Consider the following 20,732-nt stretch of genomic DNA (forward strand, 5'->3'; position numbering starts at 1 on the left):
TTCTCTTTCTTCTAGCCTATCTTGCGACCGCGCCGCCAAGGGTCAGTTTGCTTGGCCATTTACTGATGACATTACCTCCCAAATAAATATTGCCATTGACGGTCATCGTGTCAGGAAATTCGGTGATTTTGGAACCGCCAATAAACAAACTCCCTTCCACAACCAAACCTTCGGGCAATTGGGTTAATGGCGTTCGAATTACGCTCAAATCCCCCTTGACTAAGAGATTCGCAGGCAGCGTTTCAAGCGGTGTATCTGTGAAATTCAGGTAACCACCGACCTTGATTCTCATTGGCCACGATTTGATTTTACTACCCAGTAAGTTCGCATAACCACGAATGGTGGTACCTTTTGGAATATTCTCTAGCAAGCTATTAGATGCTTCTAAACTACCCTGTACATTCAAGCCCTTAGGCAGGGATTTTATCGATGTCTTAGCAATATTTAGGTTGCCTTTGAGCGTGAGATTTTCGGGTAGTGTTGTGTAGGGTTTATTACGCAAATAGAGATTGCCGTAATTATCAAGGTGGTTAAGGATTTGATATTGATCGAGCGGCTGTGACCATGCACAAGAGGCATAGAGAAGGTTGCATAATGTTAGTAAAAGCGAAAACTTATTCATAAAGCCTGCAGATGAAGACACGATACCTAGAGTATCGGCAGATTACGGTTAAGCTTCAATAATGCATTGCCTAGGATGAGAAAGCAAAGTGCTTGGGCGATAAAAAAGCGAGCCATGATTAGGCCCGCTAAGAGCAATTAGATTAACGAGCCAAAGAGCGCGACTTCAGTTCAAAAATAAGTTTTTCGGCACTGACTTCAAATTTGAAACGTGCATGCAATTCAGTAGAGTTATCATCTAACGGTGAAACTTCAAACTCAACATTATCTGAAACTTGTTTGGCAAGAGCGAGGTACTTCTCAAATTCAGCTTCTAGCTGAGCTTTGTTGGGTGCCATGACCATCACTTCGGCAACTTCATCACCTTCTTTGATAATAAAGCCAATTTCGCCAGCGCAGCCACATGCTTCGCAGACTTGGATATCAACGTCTTTTTCGATACTCATTGTGAATCCTCTTAGTAAATGTATGGACATTCTAACGGGCAAATCGTTTATCAGCCACAAAAAGCCAATCAGGTTTGGGGTAAATCGCGTCTTATTTTGGTTGTTCGAAAGTTTTTAGCCATCGTTATGAATTAATGAGTGTGATACTGCTCAAATAATCACTAGTTTTTGTGTCATAAATTTGTCAGAACAGTGTTCAGTTCGTTGCGAATTGTTGACGATTGTACGATTATTCGGTTGAAACAATTATTAATATTATAAATTGCGCTTCATCCATTAGTGGTGATGACTAATAAACTGGAAATTTAAGTTTCATTAGTGATAGCTAAAGGAGTGACAGTAACAAGCCAGTAGATAACGCTTTTAACAAGATAATTCTGGTTTGAATTTACTGTTTTAAGGGATGGTTTTTTAGACAGAAAATGCCATGCCACGAGGGGTGATTCGCGAAACGGCACTATCATCGCAATTGAGTTAGATGGATTAATAAAAAAGAGAAGAGTCTGGACCATGCCAAAGCGTAGTAAAGAAGATACTGAAATCACCATTCAGAGAATAATGGATGCTGTTGTCGATCAGTTATTGAGACTGGGTTACGACAAAATGTCGTATACCACGTTGAGTCAGCAAACAGGGGTTTCACGAACGGGGATTAGCCACCATTTTCCAAAGAAAACCGATTTTACGGCCGCTTTAGATGGGCGGATTTTTAAGCTGTTTGTTGAGCATTTAGATTTTGAAAATGACCTTTCAAGTTTTTCAAATAGCTGGATAAATGCGCTGGAAAATGCACAATTTTTGGCTATTTTGCGTTTATTATTTCATCATGTTGTGACGACTGAAAATGCGGATGAATTTGCAGCAAACGGTGTTGATCGGTTATACAAAACGGTGGCTGTACAGTTTGGCAAAGAGAGCGCAAGGGAGCTTGAGTGGCTGATTGGTAAATCACTGATTAAAATGAGTCAATAATTTGGCACTTTGTGCAAGCTTGTATTGTCGACTTTAACACTAAAGCCAACTGAGAAGTTGGCTTTAGTGCTTTTTATAGAGAGATTGTGTCGATCAGTCGTACAACGTTGGGATCGGTTGACGTTTATGCTGAGTTGCTGTGTAAATCGCGACAAGACGGTCAATCACGTGCTGTGAAACAGGCTTCCCTTCTAAAAAATCATCGATTTGGTCATAACTTAAGTTTAACGCATCTTCATCTGCTTTTTGTGGTGCGAGCTCTTCTAAATCCGCGGTGGGTGTTTTTTGAACCAATTGTTGTGGTGCGCCTAATTGAGCCGCTACCGCGCGCACTTGACGTTTACTCAAGCCAAAAAGTGGTGCTAAATCACACGCGCCATCACCAAATTTAGTATAAAAACCGGTGATGTTTTCTGCGGAATGATCCGTGCCGAGTACTAACGCACCAACAAAACCTGCAATTTCGTACTGCGCGACCATACGAGCGCGCGCCTTTACATTTCCTTTTACGAAATCAATTTTGGCACTGTCAGTTGGAGTTAAGCTTGTGCCTTGTAGCGCATCAAGAGAGGCTGAGTGCAGGCCATCTACACCCGCTTTAATATTGACCGAAATTGAGTGTGTAGGTTGAATGAAGGAGAGAGCAAGCTGCGCTTCATCCTCATCTTTTTGTTCGCCATAGGGTAAACGAACGGCGATAAACTGATAGTCGTTAACCGCGTATTCTTGGTTGAGTTGTGTCACGGCGAGCTGGGCTAGACGGCCGCACGTTGTTGAGTCGACGCCACCACTGATGCCAAGCACTAAAGACTTAGAACCAGATTCAACCAATTTGCGTTTAATAAACTCAACGCGCCGTTCAATTTCATAAACAGGGTCAATGGATGAGAGAACACGCATCTCATCACGGATCATTTGTTCCATTAGGGTTCCTTTTCCTGCAAGCAATATAAATCTTTGGTGTATCATACCGAAATCATCAGATTAGAAAACCGAGAAAATGGTTTTCAGACTTGAATAGGATTGCTATGACCAAAATTGCCGTCTTTGGGAGTGCTTTTAACCCTCCGAGCTTAGGACATAAAAGTGTGATTGAATCGCTAAGCCATTTCGATTTAATTCTGTTGGTACCGAGCATTTCACACGCTTGGGGTAAGCAGATGCTCAGTTATGAGATCCGTTGTGAGCTTATTGATGCTTTTATTCGTGATTTGCAGTCAGATAAGATACAACGCTCAATAGTCGAAGAGGAACTGCAACAGCCCGGGCAGAGCGTCACAACTCATGCTGTTTTGTCATTACTGCAAAAACAATCACCTGATGCTGACATTACTTTTGTAATGGGCCCGGATAATCTGTTCAATTTTGCGAAATTCTATAAAGCTCAAGATATCTTGCAACGCTGGTCAGTCATGGCCTGTCCTGAAAAAGTCGCGATTCGTAGTACTGATATTCGTCAGCGGTTAGCTGAAAATTTAGACATTACCGATTTAACGACTATCTCTGTTAGGAAAATCTTGCAGCAAAGAAAACTTTACTAGACAATCCACGCCCTTTTCGTGGTCGGAGCTGTTTGCATTCATGAAGTTAAATGTGGCTGTTTGTGCGTTAATCATGTTTTCGTCGCTGACGGAAGCTTGCGATCTCTATTCCGGTTCATTATTAACGCCAGAGTTAGAATTAACACTAGGTGCAGATAGTAGCCCAACAATGTTACCCGCATCGGGCGTCTGCTTTTCTGTATTAGATAGTATGGGCTACGCATCGAAACAACTGCTGGCTTTAGGTTTGTTTGAAGAATCTCCAGCCGACTCTTCTTACTGGGCCGATTGGTTTTTAAAAGCCGATTCGGATCCCCTGTTTACTCAGAAACTGGCCACAAGCTACATTGGCTTTGGAGTCTGGATACCCTCTGAATTGCTTGACGAGCAAAGTGATATGTCAACCGAAGAGTGGTTAATGAGTCACGGCTTACAGCTAAGTATCGGTTTTGGCGAGAAAAAAGCGGGTGAGCCGCGCATGCGTTTTGACTATCGTTGGCATGAAGATTTCGACAGCGTTGTCATGATGCAAATTGAAGTTCCCTTCTAACGTTTTCCCTCAGTAAACACACTCCCTCAGAAAACAAAAAAGCCAACCGCAATATTCGCGATTGGCCTATGTAAATTGTGAACAAAGAGTATTCACTAACAACGTCAGTTGGCTAGGTGACCCTCGGCTTAAGAAGGGTCGATATAGTTATTGCAGCATACGTGCCAAGTTTTATAGCGCTTAGTTGCTATTGTTTCCTTGTTTTTTCAAACTTCCTCAAGAAAATTTTTGCAGGCTGCAAATGCAAACTGCAAAAATGACTCAGATTGCTAATGCCGCTAGGTTCAATCACATTCGCTCTGCTATCTCACTTTTATTTGATTACACATCTAACTAATTGGTGGTTTTTTAGTTAAATACCCAAGCTTATTTGTTCGTTTTGAATCAGTGCTTTATATCTATTGTTGTTATTTTTTTGAATTTTTGGGTTGAATTTTTCATTTGTACTGTTAGTTTATATAGAGGTTTTTAATTAGAGCTCTAACTATTCATGTGGCAGACAATGATTACAGCAGCACCTTGGGTTGCATACCCGGAAATTATGCAAACAAAGACAGAACAATGGACGTTTCGTACCCCTAATCAAGCCGACGGGCAGCGTGTACATGATTTGATTGGGCTATGTCCTCCCTTAGATGAAAACTCCTCATACTGTAATTTCCTACAAGCGATTCACTTTCAAGAGACCTGCATCTTAGCGGAAAGAAATGGCGAAACCGTGGGGTTTATTTCGGCCTATTTAAAGCCTGACAATTCTGATGAATTGTTTATTTGGCAAGTGGCCGTGCATCCAAATGCTCGTGGGCTAGGGCTTGCCTCACATTTGTTACATGAATTGCTCGCTCGTGACGTTATGGCTGATGTTCGTGTATTGGAAACGACTATCACGAAAAACAATCAAGGTTCATGGAGCCTCTTTAAGAAGTTTGATCGAGCACATGGCGAGCAAGGAGAGGTATCGACCTTTCTCGATCAAACTCGTCACTTTGAAGGTGAACATGATACCGAGTATTTGTACCGCATTCCGCTCAAACCTCGTTCTAACTTAACAGGATAATTATCATCGTTATGGACATTTTTAAAAAGAAAGAATCAAACGTGCAATCTTATGCCAATCACTTTCCCGTGGTTTTCTCTACGGCAAAAGGGAGCTGGCTATTTACCGATTCTGGTGATCGCTACTTAGATTTTTTGGCTGGAGCTGGTTCGTTAAATTATGGTCACAATAACGCCCTCTTTAAGCAGGCGCTATTGGAGTACATTGATAAAGACGGTATTACTCACGGCTTGGATATGCACTCCTCTGCCAAGGCTGAGTTCCTCGCGGTATTTGAAAGTCTCATTCTTGAACCAAGAAACCTCGACTACAAAGTGCAGTTTACTGGTCCAACTGGGACTAATGCTGTAGAGGCGGCAATGAAGCTGGCCAGAAAAGCCACGGGGAGAAGTAATATTGTGGCTTTCACTAACGGCTTTCATGGTTGCTCTTATGGCGCACTTGCCGCAACAGGAAATCAACATCATCGAGGCGGCGCTGGGCTTAGCTTAGGTGGCGTGACGCGGCTCCCTTATGATGGCTATGCCAATATTGATGGCCTGTCGCTATTTGAAAATATGCTGAATGATAACTCATCGGGTTTAGACAAACCGGCTGCGGTATTATTGGAGGTTGTCCAAGGCGAAGGTGGCTTGAATTGCGCGTCCAACGAGTGGTTGCAACGCTTAAGTCGTCTCTGTAAGAAAAACGACATTTTGCTTATCGTTGACGATATTCAAGCTGGTTGTGGACGTACGGGAACCTTTTTCAGTTTTGAGCCATCAGCAATAAAACCGGACATAGTGACGCTATCGAAATCGCTCAGTGGTTATGGGTTACCTATGGCGATTGTGCTGCTGAAACCTGAGTTAGATGTGTGGAAACCGGGAGAGCACAACGGAACCTTTCGCGGTAATAATCACGCCTTTGTAACCGCTACAAAAGCGCTGGAAACCTATTGGTCAAATGATGATTTTACCACTCATATCGCACATCGAGCCAAGCAAGTGACGCATGTTATTCAAACCACACTGCGTCGTTTCCCCACACTGTTTAACCGCCACAAAGGGCGTGGACTAATGCAAGGCATTGAATGTAGCAGTGGTGAGATCGCCCATAAAATTGCTCGTCGTTGTTTTCAACTAGGGATGGTGATTGAAACCGCAGGCCCAAATGACGAAGTGATTAAGTTTTTCTGTCCACTCACTATCACGGAAACCGAACTCGACCAAGGTTTAGATATTTTTGCTCAAGCGGTAGAAGAGCTAGCCTCTCAGTTAATTAAAAAAGCATCTTAGGAATAAAAAATGATTGTTAGAACATTAGAAGAGTGTCGTCAAAGTGAGCGCCGGGTTGTTGCTCAAACTTGGGAAAGCGTTCGTATGCTGCTGAAAGATGACAATATGGGTTTTTCATTCCATGTTACGACCATTTTTAAAGGCGGCGAGACCCATATCCACTATCAAAACCATTTGGAATCCGTGTATTGCATGTCAGGTGAAGGGGAAATCGAAGTAATAGGAGGGGAAACTTACCCGATAAAACCTGGCACTTTGTACATCCTTGATCAACATGACGAGCACTATTTAAGAGCTTATTCTGGTGCAGATATGGTTATGGCATGTGTTTTTAACCCGCCACTGACAGGAACTGAAACGCATGATGAAAAAGGTGTTTACCCAATCATTGAGTAATCACTCGCGACGATTCACTGCATCCAATTTAAAAGAAAAGGAGATCCCATGTCTTACACCGTAGAAAAAATCGGTGGAACATCAATGAGCGCTTTTGATGCTGTACTCGACAATATTTTACTAAGGCCTCATCACCCTTATGATCGAGTGTTTGTGGTATCAGCGTATGCAACCATTACCGATGCTCTACTGGAATGCAAACGCACTGGCAAGCCCGGTATTTACCAGATGATCGCGAAACATGATACGCAATGGCAAGAGGCCATGTACCAACTTGAGCAACGTATGTTGCTGATTAATGAGCATTTGTTCGCCGATCCTATGAGTCGTATTCGCGCGGATAAATTTATTCGTTCGCGGATCTCAGAAGCAGTCAACTGCATTAATAATATTCTAGAAACGTGTCAATACGGGCAGTTTTCATTGCGTCAGTATTTGCCTCAGGTGCGAGAATTTTTATCTTCAATAGGCGAGGCTCATAGTGCCTATAACACCAGTTTGAAGCTAAAAACTCTTGGGATTAATGCATGCTTCATTGATCTCTCCGGGTGGAATAATGGGCAAGCAGGAAGCTTAGATGAGGTGATTTTGGCTGCCTTCGAAGACATTGATGTAGCAACGCAATTGCCAATCGTGACTGGCTACGCTTACTGTAATGAAGGATTAATGAAAACCTATGATCGTGGCTATAGTGAAATGACCTTTAGCCGCATTGCCGCATTAACCAACGCAACGCAAGCGATCATCCATAAAGAGTATCACTTAAGCTCCGCAGACCCGAGAATTGTAGGCGCAGATAAGGTTAGCCCGATGGGATTGACGAACTTTGACGTAGCAGACCAACTGGCTAATTTAGGTATGGAAGCGATTCATCCGAATGCGGCGGCTGGGCTGCGTCAGCAGGGGATTGAGCTCAGAATCAAAAATACGTTCGAACCAGAGCATAAAGGTACTCTCATTTCCAATGTTCATAAGCCTAAGAACAATAAGGTAGAGATTATTGCGGGCAAGGACAAAGTGTTCGCCTTGCATATTTTTGACCAAAGCATGGTCGGGAAAATTGATAATGCCAGTTATGAATTGATGGAAGTGATCGCCGAAGCTAAGGTACATCTCGTTGGTAAAGAGATGAATGCAAACTCGATGACGTATTACCTCAGTGGCAGCAGCGATAACTTAAACCACGTGTTGTACAAAATAGAGAAGCGCTACCCGAATGCATCCGCATCAGGAAAAATGGTCGCCCTCATTTCCGCAATCGGTGCATCAATGAACACCAACAACGCATTAACGCAAGGCATGCAAGCATTAGTGAACGCAAAAATTAGCCCTATTGCCGCTCACTCGTCGATGCGTAATGTCAATGTACAATTCGTCGTAGAAGACAACGATTACAATCACGCGATTTGTGTTTTACATGATGTGTTGATTGCGAAACTGCTATCTACCAAAAAAGCGGCCTAGCGGTTCAGATTGAAGTATCATTCCCCAATCGCATCGTAATTTACGTGATTGGGGGATTTACTTTCTGAGCGGCTGTTTTTTTAAGTGGCTTAGCTCGATTAGGTTTCAAGCGGTTTGGAAAGCTACAACATCACTAAACTTGCTGTGCCCAAGAAGGCAAAGAAGCCGACAACATCCGTTACTGTGGTTAAGATGACAGAGCCCGCTAATGCTGGATCAAGCTTAAACTTATCAAGCGTGATCGGGATGAGTACCCCAAACAGCGCGGCGGTAATGATATTTACGACAATGGCTAGTGAAATGGTGGCGCCAATCATCGCTGACTGGAACCAGAGCCCTGCCAAGGCACCAATGATCAACGCCCATAACAAACCGTTAATGGAACCAATACCAATTTCATTTTTGAGCAACGCAAAACGGTTACCCGGTGTAATTTGGTTCAATGCCATGGCGCGTACCATCAAGGTTAAGGTTTGGCTTCCCGCAATACCGCCCATCGAGGCAACAATTGGCATCAACACCGCTAACGCGACAACTTGCGAGATGACCGTTTCAAACATACCTATAGTGACCGAAGCGAGGATGGCGGTCAGCAGGTTGATCCCGAGCCAAAGACCTCGTTTTTTAGAACTTTTAATGATGGGTGCAAATAAGTCATCTCCTTCATCCATACCCGTACCAGCCATTAAGCGTGATTCGTAAATCTCTCGTTGTGTACTCAGGGCAAATTGCCAGTCAATTTCACCCACTAAGATTTCATGGTTATCAATGATGGCGACGGTCGGCAATTGGGAATGTTCTAACGCTTCTACTGCTTCAGAAAGTGACTGGTGAGCATTCAGCGTAAAGAGATCATCTTGCTTGATGTTTTTCAGTAAAGTTTTGCTTTCAGCAAGCAAAATTTCTGTATAACTCACGATACCTTGGAATTTTTTTGCTTTGTTGATCAAATAGATATGTTGTGGAGAGTCATAATGATATTTCTCCAATAGTATCTTGGCTTTGTCGACACTGATGCTGAAAGGCAAGGTATACACTTTACGGTTTGCCCAGTGGCCAACTTCAGTATCTTCATAGGCATTGGCTTGATCATATAATTCAAGCTCGTCGCGACTAATTAAGCGCAGCGCTTCACTGATGATTTCATCAGGCAGAGAATCGGCCCATTCGAGCAGAGATAAGTTATCGAGTTTGGCGAGAGTCAGTTTTAGTTCTATTTCTGACAGTGCGTTGATGATAGAAAAACGTACTTCAGCACGCATCTCTGTCAGTACATCAATGTGTAGCTCTAAGGGTAGGCTACGCCACAGACGTACCCGCTGCTCGACAGGAAAAGCTTCTAAGATGATTGCGATCGAGCTTTCATCAAGCCCACTTTCCACGTACTCGCCGAGTAAGTCGATTTGTTGCTGCTCATCGGCTTTTGAAATCGTTTCAATATGCAGTGAAAGGTCTTGATATTCGTTCAACGTTTTACTCCGATAGGAAGTTGTTTCTTCACGATTTTTTTTACGGCTTTTTCTGGAGTTTTGTTTAATACAATCACAGGGCGAACAATAAAGAGGTTGTTTGGATAGAGCACTGTATTGCCATCAACATTCTCTAATACGACATTGAGTAGGTTCATGTCGACGATTTTACCTTCAACAAAATTTGCGCCATCCACCACTCGCACCCATAAACCGATGCGACAGTGGTTTTGTACAAATAAAACCAGAAATGAGGTGACGTTGCTCAGCAAAGACCAACCTGCAAACAAACCGACGCCAAGCAACGCAAAAAGTGATGAGCCAACAACCAATAACCCACGCAGTTCCACGCCCCACATCATTAGCAGAGTCAACACTAACACCAAGAAGAGTAAGGTCTTCACCAGCCAACGTGCTCGTTTAAGCCGATGAATATCGACTTTGCCTATGACCATATTCTCAAACCATCGCACGGTGTAGCTGGCTGTTTTAGGATAAATAAGCAACGCCATGATCGTGATGATCCATTGATAATTTTTTTGAAATAAGTCTAAGTATTCCATGACGAATCAGAAAAAGGAGATTTGGTTCAAAATAACCGAAATTCAGTCAATTACAACCTCTAATCTGGCTGAGGTTGATAATTGGAATTGGGCTGAGAAAAAAGTAACCAATTTGCTTTAGTCGGTCGAATAAAAACTAGAGAGGATCATCGGGTTCTAGACTAGACAATAGCGTCGATGCTTCTATTTCTGGTGTTTTCATCATCATCGATAACCGCTGTAAAGTGGAGAGAATGAGAGTTTGTTCCCATGCGTTTAACGCCTGAAATTGTTCAATAAAGCTATCTTTTAGCAGTGTGGGTGCTTTGAGTAATAATTCATCTCCTGTTGGGGTCAACAATGCATGAACTTTACGTTTATCTTGTTGATCTCGCTCTCGAATGATCAGTGCGCGCTTTTCTAAGCGATCCAAAATGCTGGTCGCTGTAGCTTGGCTCATATTAGTATGATCGGAGAGTTGCTTTATGGTCATATCGGCCGAGTTTTGGATCGCACGCATTAACAATAGTTGGGGGCTAGTGAGGCCAAAATCTTTGTTTATTTTTTTGGAATGGAGATCTGTCGCACGAATAATTTGGCGTATAGCGACCAGTACTTCTTCATGAATATCCAATACTTTCCTCCTTGAAAATAAGCAGAGCCACCCTTTTGATATGGGTGGCTCCATACTCTCTTACTTAGCGGCTTCTTTGGCGGTTTTTATCCACGAATCGAATTCAGATTGGTGAGCTTTTATCCAACCATTGGCATGAGCTTCAATATCTTTGGCAGAGTTTTTACCTTTACTCATGATCATGTTTTGTGCACTGATATCATTAATATTCAACTTCATGATTTCAAAAAGTTTTGCTGCGGCTGGGTTTTCTAGAGCGAATTTTTTATTGGCGACAATCAGCATGCTGTTCATCTCAAAGCCGAAGTTCTTTCCGTTGGGTAGGGTTGTATCGATATTTTTGCGCTCACCAGGTAGGGCAGAGAAAGGGACTTCAAGCCAAGTGACATCTTTACCAGGGACCAAAACCCCACTTACCCAATAAGGTGTCCAAGTGTAATAAAGGATAGGGTCGCCTTTTTTATAGCGTGAAATCGTATCGGCAATGATAGCGGCATAGTTACCTTGGTTGTGAGTCACGGTCGGTCGTAAACCGTAGGCGGTTAAGTGCTCCTCAATCACCATCTCACAACCCCAACCGGGTGTGCAGCCAGTTAAATCTGCTTTACCATCGCCATTTGCATCAAATAGCTTGGCGATTTTAGGGTCTTTTAACTGAGCAATATTAGTAATACCGTACTTATCTGCCGTTTTTTTATCAATCAAGTAGCCTTGCGCTGCTCCTGATATATATTGACCTTTTCGATAGAACTTAGCGTCGCCGCCCGCCATCGAGTATTTGTCGGCGTGTAAAGGAAACCACCCAACGGCGAGATAGGTTGCATCGCCTTCGGCAATCGAAGTATAAGCCACGTTGTAGTCGACTTCTTTGGTCGGTTTGACATCGTACCCCAGCGCTTCCATCGCTTTGTTCACGATGAGAGTTTGAAATGTTTCTTCAGCCACTGTCGATTGTACGGGTTGTACACTAATACCTTTGCCAGGAAGTTTATCAGCCCAAGCGCTGATGGGTAATGCCGCCGATGCGATTAAACTGGTTGAGATTAACGTCTTCCATGCGTAATTCATTTCTGTTCTCCTAGATTGTTGGCACTCTGATGAGTCAGTTTTTGCTTCAGTAAATAAAAGGGTGAGATAGGGCCGGTTTGATACCAGCGTACTTTTTGATCGCGATTTTCTGTACCGATATGCTGAGTTAGGCGATCAAGTAAGATGGCGAGAATGACAATGCCAAGTCCCCCCACGGCAGCGAGTCCCATATCAAGTCGGCCAATACCACGCAAAACCATTTGCCCCAAGCCACCGACAGCAATCATGGATGCAATCACAACCATCGACAGCGATAGCATCAGTGTTTGATTGACACCGGCCATAATGGTCGGCATGGCTAGTGGTAACTGAATACGGTAGAGCATCTGTTTTGGACTTGCGCCGAATGCATGGCCAGCTTCGATAAGCTCTTCCGGAACTTGTTGAATACCTAATATGGTTAAACGAACAATCGGTGGCAGGGCGAAAATAATGGTTACCACCACGCCAGGTACGTTGCCAATTCCGAACAGCATCACGATCGGGACTAAATACACAAATGCGGGCGTGGTTTGCATCGCATCCAAAACGGGGCGGATGAATTTTGCAGCCGTTTGATTTCTGGCCAGCCAAATCCCAAGTGGCAAGCCAATCAATAGGCAAAAGAATACCGAGGTCATGACCAAGGCGAGGGTGACCATTGCTTGTGACCACGCTCCGATTAATCCAATCGTAATCAGTGAGGCTAATGAAGCGATACCCATTTTAGGTCCAGCAAGTTGCCATGTGATCAAAAATAAAATCAACAACATCACAGGCGCTGGCGTTGAAACTAACGTGGTTTCAAATGAACTTAAAATAAAATCAACAGGTACTCTGACAGCTTGAAATAATGGCCTACCGTGTTCCACTAACCAACCCAGCCCGGTTTCAACCCAGTGATCAAAGGGGATAATTGCATCTTGAAATGGGTGCAGCCAATCGAAAGGCGCGGGAGCGTCGGTTGCACCATTCAACCAATCGCTTGCTGTAGTTGGGGATGCAGTAGTCGCTGACCAAGGATCGCTGCTGACAGGCGTTTGCGCGGCAGACGCCCATGGGTCAAGCGCCTCTGTGGATTGAATGTTGGTTTCCGTTGTCATAATTATTCCCTATCCAAAGTCTGCAATAAGCGTGATTTGGTGATCACGCCGTAATAATTTCCCTGCTGATCGACAACAGGCACGGCGTAGGGGACTTCAGCCACTTGGCTGATTAATTCACTAACAGACAGCTCCGGATCAACCGTCACGATGTCAGGCAGTAGAGCCGCGCTAAGCGATGTTTGTTGCTTGAGAGCTTGTTTCAGAGAGTCGAGCGACACAATGCCAGAGTATTTATTCGTACGGTCAACTACAATTCCGTAGTCTCGGTCATGATCCATCAGTAACTGCATTGCTGCAGCTGGGCCATCATTGTCGTGTTTTTTAAAAACGGCCGCGGGTTTTTTGCGGGCAATGTCTTTAGCTGAAAAAACACTGGCAACATTAACGCCACGAAAGAATGAACTGACGTAATCGTTAGCAGGATGATGCAATATTTCATCGGGCGTGCCCGTTTGTACGACGATGCCATCTTGCATAATGGCGATACGGTCACCAATTCTCATTGCTTCATCAAGGTCATGAGAAATAAAAACGATGGTTCGCTTATCATCATTTTGCAGGCGGATTAGTTCATCTTGCATTTCGGTGCGGATTAACGGGTCGAGTGCAGAAAATGCTTCGTCCATTAACAAAATGTCAGGGTCGTTGGCGAGTGCACGGGCCAAACCAACGCGTTGTTTCATCCCACCCGATAACTCATCAGGGAATGACTCACAGTAGGCGTCTAAGCCAGCCCGAGCGAGCGCTTCTTTTGCACTTTTATTACGTTCATGAGCCACTACTCCTGATAGTTCCAATCCAAAGGCAGCGTTTTCAAGAACGGTCATATGTGGCATGAGTGCGAAGTTCTGAAATACCATTGAGATATTTTTACGTCTTACATCGCGCAGCTCTTGCTCTGAAATATGGGCAATATCCTTACCCTTCAGTAAAACACTTCCTTGGGTTGGCTCAATCAGGCGGTTCAACAATCGAACTAAAGTGGACTTGCCTGAACCGGACAAACCCATAATGACAAAAATCTCCCCTTCATTGATTGAAAGAGACACATCCTTGACCCCAACAGTGAGTCCGGTTTGCTCGAAAATTTGGTCCTTATCCAACCCTTTTTCTAACAGCGGGAAAGCCTGTTGCGGAGTCTCTCCAAATACCTTGTAGAGGTTCTTAACTTCTAACACGGGTGACATGATTTACATCCTTTGTTCTTCATGGCTATTTAATGTTTAGCCGTAAATATGTATAGTACACTAAACATTAATTTGACGGTTTTCAAGTTTTAACCCAGTTGTCATTAGCTATTTTTCCATTAACTTACTGATTTTTTATATCAAAAATAAATTTAAAAAAACAAAAAATAGTTTGAGTTAAAATGGTTATATGTGGATGACAGGCCAGAGAAATTTGGGTCCATCGGTGTGCAGATTTGAAAATGGCGACGAATAAATCGACAACGTGTCTGATGAAAGAGGTAGAGAGTGAGAAAAATAAATGAGCAACCGATTGTGCGGCAATTATTGCCGCTATTCTTGTTCCTGATAGTGCTAACGTCTTTCCCAACACTGGCACAGGAAGAGCCCTATTCTGAATCGCCAATATTGGATCGTCCTCTGGTTGAGCGCTACATATTGGATGAGTTGAAAGCGTTAAGACAAGATCAACAAGATCTTGAACGACGACTCACGATTCAAATTACCGACAGAGAACTGTCCGTTGCAGACAAGTCACTGAATTACTCGAATGTGACGGTGACCTATTTTTTCTATGTCATCGCTGGTGTTGCCTCATTAGTTGCATTAATTGGTTGGCAGTCACTTAAAGAAGTGAAGCACAACACGCGTGAGCTGGCCGATAAACGGCTAAATCAAATTGCGCAGGAATATGAGAAAAAATTCCTCGCCTTGGAGCGAGATCTTAAGCGCAAAACACGCATCATTACCGAAAACAACCGTGAAATTGAAATTATTAATGAAATCCATAACTTATGGTTGAGAGCACAAAGTGTCCAAACACCAGAGCAGCGTATTGAAGTGTATGACGAAATTTTAAAAATCCGTCCCGGAGATTTGGAAGCGTTGACATACAAAGCAGATGCTGCGATGGAAATTCGGGAATACTACTGGGCACTGAGCCTATGTAATCGCGTGCTAGAGTTAGATGATGCTAATGCGCCAGCCTTGTACCAACGAGCATGTGCGTATGCGCGTATCGGAGCCGAAGAACAAGCGATTGAGGATTTACAAAGAGCCACGGAAATTAGCGCTTCATTGCGAGATTTAATTGCAGAAGAAGCTGATTTAGAAGGGCTACACGGCAATAAGAAGTTTGACGAGCTTATCAGTAGCAACATTTGATTTTGTATTAAATTTCATCCACTTTTTATAGCGAACTGGTGATAATCAAACGTAATCTTAACGACAAATTATTATCATTAGACACACATACGCTTTTAACCGTTAATGCGCCTGACGTTACAGGCGTCAAGTCGTGATATCAGACTTTCTGATTCACTTTTTACTCTCTGTTTTTGTGAGATTAGATGTGGAACAACCATCCAAATTAGATCGCGTTCGCGCTGACTACAATGTTCATTATTGGAGCCAAGGCTTCTTCGGTATTGACAATCAAGGCGAAGTTTATGTTTCGCCGCGCCATGATAAGGCGCACCAAACCCCCTTGAGTTCGATCGTAAAGCAGCTTGAAGCGCGTGATTTAAATTTGCCTGTGCTTGTACGTTTTCCGCAGATCCTGCATCAACGCGTACATAACATTTGTGACGCCTTTAATCAGGCGATTGAAGAATACCAATATCCAAACAACTACCTGTTGGTCTACCCAATCAAAGTGAACCAACAAAAAGAAGTGGTAGATGAGATTTTAGCCAGCCAAGCGCAGCTAGAGACTAAACAGCTTGGATTGGAAGCGGGCAGTAAGCCAGAATTATTGGCGGTATTGGCTTTAGCCCAACAAGCAAGTTCAGTGATTGTATGTAACGGCTACAAAGACAGAGAATACATTCGTCTGGCCCTGATTGGTGAAAAGCTTGGCCATAAAGTATTCATCGTTTTGGAAAAATTGTCTGAGCTGGATCTCGTGCTGAAAGAAGCGAAAAGCCTAGGCGTGAAACCACGTTTAGGGCTCCGTATTCGTTTAGCTTCTCAAGGCGCGGGGAAATGGCAGGCGAGTGGTGGTGAAAAATCGAAGTTTGGGCTTTCTGCATCTCAAGTGTTGACCGTTATCGAACGCCTTAAAAAAGAGCAGCAACTAGAAGCATTGCAACTGGTGCATTTCCACTTAGGTTCGCAAATGGCGAATATTCGTGATGTGCGTAATGGCGTGAACGAAGCGGCGCGTTTTTACTGCGAGCTGCGTGATATTGGTGCGGAGATTGACTTCTTCGATGTGGGTGGCGGTTTGGCGGTGGACTACGACGGTACACGCAGTCAATCATCCAACTCGATGAACTATGGTTTAGCTGAATATGCACGCAATATCGTAAGCACGGTGAGCGATGTGTGCCAGTTATATAGTCAGCCAAGGCCAGTCATTATTTCTGAATCAGGCCGCTCGATTACCGCGCACCACGCCGTACTTATCACTAATGTTATTGGTACAGAAGCGTATTACCCAGAAGAGATTCCAGAAGTCGGTGAAGAAGCTCCGGTATTGCTACAAAACATGTGGCGTAACTGGCAAAGCTTAAGTGAAGGCTCTGATGCGCGTGCACTGATTGAAATTTACAACGATACGCAAAGCGATCTGTCGGAAGCGCACAACCAGTTTTCGACTGGCGTTATTAACCTTCAACACCGTGCTTGGGCTGAACAGCTATCGCTGCGCATTTATCACGAACTGACACTGCAAATGAGCACCAAAAACCGCTTCCATCGTCCTATTTTGGATGAACTGAATGAGCGTTTGGCGGATAAGTTTTTTGTTAACTTTTCACTGTTTCAATCATTGCCAGATGCGTGGGGAATCGACCAAGTTTTCCCTGTGTTGCCATTGTCTGGCCTTGAAAAAGTGGAAGATCGCCGCGCCGTGATGCTGGATATCACCTGTGATTCTGATGGTGCCATCGAGCAATACGTCGAGGGGCAAGGTATTGAAACAACGCTGCCAGTGCCAGCATGGAATGCCGATGAACCGTATTTGATGGGATTCTTCCTTGTAGGGGCCTATCAAGAGATCTTAGGTGATATGCATAACCTATTTGGCGACACACACAGCGTGGTGGTGAACATGGCAGAGAATGGCGAAACTGAAATCGTATCGATCAACGAAGGAGACACGGTTGAAGATATGATGCGCTATGTTCATATTGATGTGGATGCCATCCGTAAAAACTACCGCGAATTAGTTAGCCAGCGTGTGGCGATTGAAGAACAAGAAAATGTATTGCAAGAGCTTGAGCAAGGCTTGAGCGGTTATACCTATCTAGAGGATTTCTAAATGAATGATTTGTTTACTAAAACTGATTATTCCCTGTATTCCAATGCGATGACGTTTGTACGTCGTCCTTATGTTAAAGACCCAGTAAGTGCAGATGCCGATGTCGTGGTACTGGGCGTACCTTTGGATATGGCTACATCAGGTCGCCCGGGGGCGAGAATGGGTCCAGATGCGATTCGTCGCGCTTCAGTGAACCTTGCATGGGAAGGTAAAAAGTTTCCTTGGAACTTTAACTTGTTCCAAGATACCAAAGTGATCGACGCGGGTGATTTGGTGTTTGATTGTGGTGACGCTGAAGATTTCACTTATCGCTTAGAAGCAGCGACTAGCGAAATTCTAAAAAGTGGCAAAACCATGCTTGCTTTAGGTGGTGACCACTTTATCACGCTGCCTATATTGCGCGCTTATGCCAAATATTATGGCGAAATGGCATTGATTCACTTTGATGCTCATACAGACACTTATGCCAATGGCAGCGCTTATGATCACGGCACTATGTTCTATCATGCGCCGAAGGAAGGGTTAATCTCAGCCAAGCATTCTGTGCAAGTGGGTATTCGTACCGAATACAAACAGGAAGGCCACGGCTTTAATGTCATCAATGCGATGCAAGCGAATGATATGTCAGTGGAAGAGATCGTCGCTAATATTCGTCAAACTATTGGTGATAAACCCGTATACCTAACGTTTGATATTGATTGTTTAGATCCCGCTTTTGCTCCTGGAACGGGTACGCCAGTATGTGGTGGATTGAATTCCGATAAAGCGCTGAAAATCATTCGTGCATTGGCCGGTATTAATTTGGTGGGAATGGATGTTGTTGAAGTTTCTCCTCCGTACGATCAAAGTGAGCTAACGGCTTTGGCTGGTGCGACAATTGCTCTAGAGCTGCTTTACGTTTGGGCTTCTAAGCCAAATGTGGCGTCATAAAAAATAAGTCAGCGCGCAGCATCACCACTGCGCGTTTTTCTTAACCATCATCTCAACGTATTTCCATTAAAAATCATCATGTTGTCTTCTAATGTAAAATTCACTTTGCGCACTCAATAATAAATATTAATGACATAACTTGCATAAGTGTTCGCCGTGTACCAATTTTATTAGGTTGGCTAGGTGTCTCATTGGTCTACCATTCATATTAATAATATGATCAAGTTTCACCTTAATCTTTCTAGCTGTTACACGGTGAGGGTGAATCTATGACTTTAGGTTTTAAAAGCAGAATATATGTGAGCGTAGCACTGCTCGTTGCGATTTCTTTAATCGTTTTGGGCACCATCAACATGCTGTCGTTAAAAGAGAAGATGATTACTTCTTTAACCACAGAAACTCAAAACAAGCTCAACTATCACGTTTCTGAACTCGAATCTTGGGTGAAAACACGTTATCAAGCCGTAGTTAAAGGTTCACAACATTTCCGATCTGCTCTTTCTGATCAAGAGAATGTCAACTTAGTTCGATTGTTAGCTGAGAGTGCGCAAATTTCAAATGTCATTATGGCGTATGACGATGGCCGTGCCTATATGTCGTTTGACAAAGACAACGGAGTTGTTACAGGTCAACAAAATTTCACCAGTAGGGATTGGTATCAGCAAGCAAAAACCTCTCGAACTGCTCAGGTAACTGAAATTTATGAAGATAAAATCACCGGTAAACAGGTTATTAGTGTAGTTATGCCTGTCTACCAACAAAGCCGTTTCATTGGTGTTTTGCTGGGAGATATCCAACTGGATGAAGTCATTGTCCAAGTCAGTAATATGCGCTTTGCCGGCGGTGCAGCGACACTAACCGACAAGAATGCTGTCTTTTTTGCTAGTGATGATCCTAGTGATATTGGACGAACGCCCTCGCAAGTCAGCCCTAATTTCCTCGAAATGGAGAAACTTTTTAGCCAGCAAGATGCTGGTCATTTGTCATTTCCTTATTTAGGTATTGAGTTTGATGGTTATTTCAAGCGCGTTAACCTAACCGATAACATGTACTGGACCATGATGGTGTTCGTCGACAAAGGTACAGCGTTAGCTAATGTGTATGAAGCGCAAAGTAGTGCTATTTACACTGGAGTGACTTTGCTCATTATCAGCGTTGCGGCAATCTTCGTCATTCTTAATTATATCTACAAGCCTTTGCTACGCCTGAAAAAAGCGGTACTTGATCTTTCGAAAGGCTCTGGTGATTTGACACGCCGCTTGGAGGTGAATGGTGATGATGACTTAGCGCAGATAAGCCAAGGCTTCAATTTATTCTCAGAAAATCTACAAAAAATGATGTTGCAAATATCTGATGCCAGTCAAAACATCTCCTCTAATATTGAACAGTTAGGTCAAACGGCAAAGGAAAATGAGCGGATGCTGCTTTCGCACTCATCTGAAACAGAGCAAGTAGTGACGGCTATTACTGAAATGAGTGAAAGTGCACGTACTGTGGCAGAGAGCGTCACTCAATCGAATCACATTACTGACTCGGCGAGCAAAGAGGCCAAACAATCGATTATTATTGTGAATAATGCGGTTGAAACGGTCAGCTCATTGGTGAGTGATGTTGAACAGATGTCTGAGCGCATTGCCAATATGAACAAAGATGCGATCAAGATCAGCGAAGTATTGACCGTGATTGGCGCTATTTCAGAGCAAACGAACTTGCTTGCGTTGAATGCGGCGATCGAAGCGGCGCGTGCGGGTGAGCAAGGCCGTGGGTTTGCGGTGGTTGCAGATGAAGTTCGTGCTTTAGCGGCAAGAACGCAAAACAGCACTACTGAAATATCAGATATGCTGGCCAAGCTACTTGAAGGGACGGATAGCGTTGTAGCCGCAATGGACAAAACTAAAAACCAATGTCAAACCACAGCAGATAAAACGTCCGAAGTTTCTGGTAGTTTAAACATCATGAGCACTTCCGTGTCCGAAATTGATGATCTCAGTACCCAGATCGCAGCTGCGACCGAACAGCAAAGTACAGTCGCAGAAGAGCTCAGTCGCAATATGCTAGCGATAAGAGACATCGTTGAATCATTGGTGGTGAGTGGCAGACAAACCGTTAGTGCTACAGAGTCACTCTCTTACTCAAACCATGAGCTTGACCGCTTGGTCTCCAACTTTAAATTAAAGTAATAAAACGCCGCTAACGCGGCGTTTTATTTG

The 20,732-nt window shown here is 43.7% G+C and carries 20 protein-coding genes; 11 read left to right on the top strand and 9 right to left on the bottom strand.

Annotated elements, in window-relative coordinates; genetic code table 11:
- Positions 1–16: 16 nt before the first annotated feature.
- Both AACT42_RS23795 and AACT42_RS23800 read right to left on the bottom strand, forming a co-directional pair.
- The gene (locus AACT42_RS23795; protein ID WP_013867989.1) at positions 17–643 is read right to left on the bottom strand and encodes a hypothetical protein; all 627 of its coding nucleotides are present in this window, start codon (positions 641–643) and stop codon (positions 17–19) included.
- A gap of 121 nt (positions 644–764) precedes the next feature.
- On the bottom strand, positions 765–1,067 hold the full coding sequence (locus AACT42_RS23800) for a YfcZ/YiiS family protein (protein WP_010318562.1): 303 nt from the start codon (positions 1,065–1,067) through the stop codon (positions 765–767).
- Positions 1,068–1,577: 510 nt separating this feature from the next.
- Here AACT42_RS23800 and AACT42_RS23805 point away from each other — a divergent pair.
- The gene (locus AACT42_RS23805) at positions 1,578–2,039 is read left to right on the top strand and encodes a TetR/AcrR family transcriptional regulator (RefSeq protein ID WP_013867986.1); all 462 of its coding nucleotides are present in this window, start codon (positions 1,578–1,580) and stop codon (positions 2,037–2,039) included.
- 93 nt (positions 2,040–2,132) lie between these two features.
- Here AACT42_RS23805 and nadE read toward each other — a convergent pair whose 3' ends face one another.
- The gene (gene nadE / locus AACT42_RS23810) at positions 2,133–2,963 is read right to left on the bottom strand and encodes an ammonia-dependent NAD(+) synthetase (RefSeq protein ID WP_094132131.1); all 831 of its coding nucleotides are present in this window, start codon (positions 2,961–2,963) and stop codon (positions 2,133–2,135) included.
- 104 nt (positions 2,964–3,067) lie between these two features.
- Between nadE and AACT42_RS23815 the strand changes: the two genes are divergently transcribed.
- The 6 genes from AACT42_RS23815 to AACT42_RS23840 all read left to right on the top strand — a co-directional run bounded on the left by AACT42_RS23815 (position 3,068) and on the right by AACT42_RS23840 (position 8,324).
- Positions 3,068–3,580, top strand: coding sequence for a nicotinate-nicotinamide nucleotide adenylyltransferase (locus tag AACT42_RS23815; protein ID WP_026027468.1), 513 nt, complete (start codon positions 3,068–3,070; stop codon positions 3,578–3,580).
- A gap of 40 nt (positions 3,581–3,620) precedes the next feature.
- Positions 3,621–4,130: a hypothetical protein gene (locus tag AACT42_RS23820; protein ID WP_094132132.1), complete on the top strand. Its 510-nt coding sequence runs from the start codon at positions 3,621–3,623 to the stop codon at positions 4,128–4,130.
- Between the two features lie 490 nt (positions 4,131–4,620).
- Positions 4,621–5,187: a diaminobutyrate acetyltransferase gene (gene ectA / locus AACT42_RS23825; RefSeq protein ID WP_017046068.1), complete on the top strand. Its 567-nt coding sequence runs from the start codon at positions 4,621–4,623 to the stop codon at positions 5,185–5,187.
- 11 nt (positions 5,188–5,198) lie between these two features.
- Positions 5,199–6,464, top strand: coding sequence for a diaminobutyrate--2-oxoglutarate transaminase (gene ectB / locus AACT42_RS23830; protein ID WP_047689962.1), 1,266 nt, complete (start codon positions 5,199–5,201; stop codon positions 6,462–6,464).
- 9 nt (positions 6,465–6,473) lie between these two features.
- Positions 6,474–6,860: an ectoine synthase gene (locus AACT42_RS23835; RefSeq protein ID WP_013867980.1), complete on the top strand. Its 387-nt coding sequence runs from the start codon at positions 6,474–6,476 to the stop codon at positions 6,858–6,860.
- Between the two features lie 48 nt (positions 6,861–6,908).
- The gene (locus AACT42_RS23840) at positions 6,909–8,324 is read left to right on the top strand and encodes an aspartate kinase (protein ID WP_094132133.1); all 1,416 of its coding nucleotides are present in this window, start codon (positions 6,909–6,911) and stop codon (positions 8,322–8,324) included.
- A 122-nt stretch (positions 8,325–8,446) separates the two neighbouring features.
- Here AACT42_RS23840 and AACT42_RS23845 read toward each other — a convergent pair whose 3' ends face one another.
- The 6 genes from AACT42_RS23845 to proV form a co-directional block, all read right to left on the bottom strand.
- Positions 8,447–9,793 (bottom strand): magnesium transporter, encoded by a 1,347-nt coding sequence (locus AACT42_RS23845; RefSeq protein WP_017046070.1) that lies wholly within the window; start codon positions 9,791–9,793, stop codon positions 8,447–8,449.
- Positions 9,790–10,356: a mechanosensitive ion channel domain-containing protein gene (locus AACT42_RS23850; protein WP_094132134.1), complete on the bottom strand. Its 567-nt coding sequence runs from the start codon at positions 10,354–10,356 to the stop codon at positions 9,790–9,792. The genes AACT42_RS23845 and AACT42_RS23850 overlap by 4 nt, the downstream gene beginning before the upstream one ends.
- 136 nt (positions 10,357–10,492) lie before the next feature.
- Positions 10,493–11,023 carry a MarR family winged helix-turn-helix transcriptional regulator gene (locus AACT42_RS23855; protein WP_013867975.1) on the bottom strand — a complete coding sequence of 177 codons (531 nt, stop codon included), beginning with the start codon at positions 11,021–11,023 and terminating at the stop codon, positions 10,493–10,495.
- A 6-nt stretch (positions 11,024–11,029) separates the two neighbouring features.
- Positions 11,030–12,037 carry a glycine betaine/L-proline ABC transporter substrate-binding protein ProX gene (gene proX / locus AACT42_RS23860; protein WP_017043349.1) on the bottom strand — a complete coding sequence of 336 codons (1,008 nt, stop codon included), beginning with the start codon at positions 12,035–12,037 and terminating at the stop codon, positions 11,030–11,032.
- The gene (gene proW / locus AACT42_RS23865) at positions 12,034–13,140 is read right to left on the bottom strand and encodes a glycine betaine/L-proline ABC transporter permease ProW (protein WP_013867973.1); all 1,107 of its coding nucleotides are present in this window, start codon (positions 13,138–13,140) and stop codon (positions 12,034–12,036) included. Before proW ends, proX begins: the two co-directional genes overlap by 4 nt.
- A 2-nt stretch (positions 13,141–13,142) precedes the next feature.
- A complete protein-coding gene (gene proV, locus AACT42_RS23870; RefSeq protein WP_094132135.1) occupies positions 13,143–14,330 on the bottom strand; it encodes a glycine betaine/L-proline ABC transporter ATP-binding protein ProV in 1,188 nt (395 codons plus the stop codon).
- A 339-nt stretch (positions 14,331–14,669) separates the two neighbouring features.
- Here proV and AACT42_RS23875 point away from each other — a divergent pair, with 339 nt between their 5' ends.
- From AACT42_RS23875 to AACT42_RS23890, 4 genes are all read left to right on the top strand, one after another.
- Entirely contained in the window at positions 14,670–15,494 is an 825-nt protein-coding gene (locus tag AACT42_RS23875; RefSeq protein ID WP_235800204.1) for a tetratricopeptide repeat protein, read from the top strand.
- 187 nt (positions 15,495–15,681) lie between these two features.
- On the top strand, positions 15,682–17,592 hold the full coding sequence (gene speA / locus AACT42_RS23880; protein ID WP_026028213.1) for an arginine decarboxylase: 1,911 nt from the start codon (positions 15,682–15,684) through the stop codon (positions 17,590–17,592).
- Positions 17,593–18,522, top strand: coding sequence for an agmatinase (speB, locus tag AACT42_RS23885; RefSeq protein WP_094123951.1), 930 nt, complete (start codon positions 17,593–17,595; stop codon positions 18,520–18,522).
- Positions 18,523–18,791: 269 nt separating this feature from the next.
- Positions 18,792–20,702, top strand: coding sequence for a methyl-accepting chemotaxis protein (locus tag AACT42_RS23890; protein ID WP_019280802.1), 1,911 nt, complete (start codon positions 18,792–18,794; stop codon positions 20,700–20,702).
- Positions 20,703–20,732: the final 30 nt, after the last annotated feature.

The organism is Vibrio sp. V15_P4S5T153, assembly GCF_963874485.1.
Classification (GTDB): domain Bacteria; phylum Pseudomonadota; class Gammaproteobacteria; order Enterobacterales; family Vibrionaceae; genus Vibrio; species Vibrio anguillarum.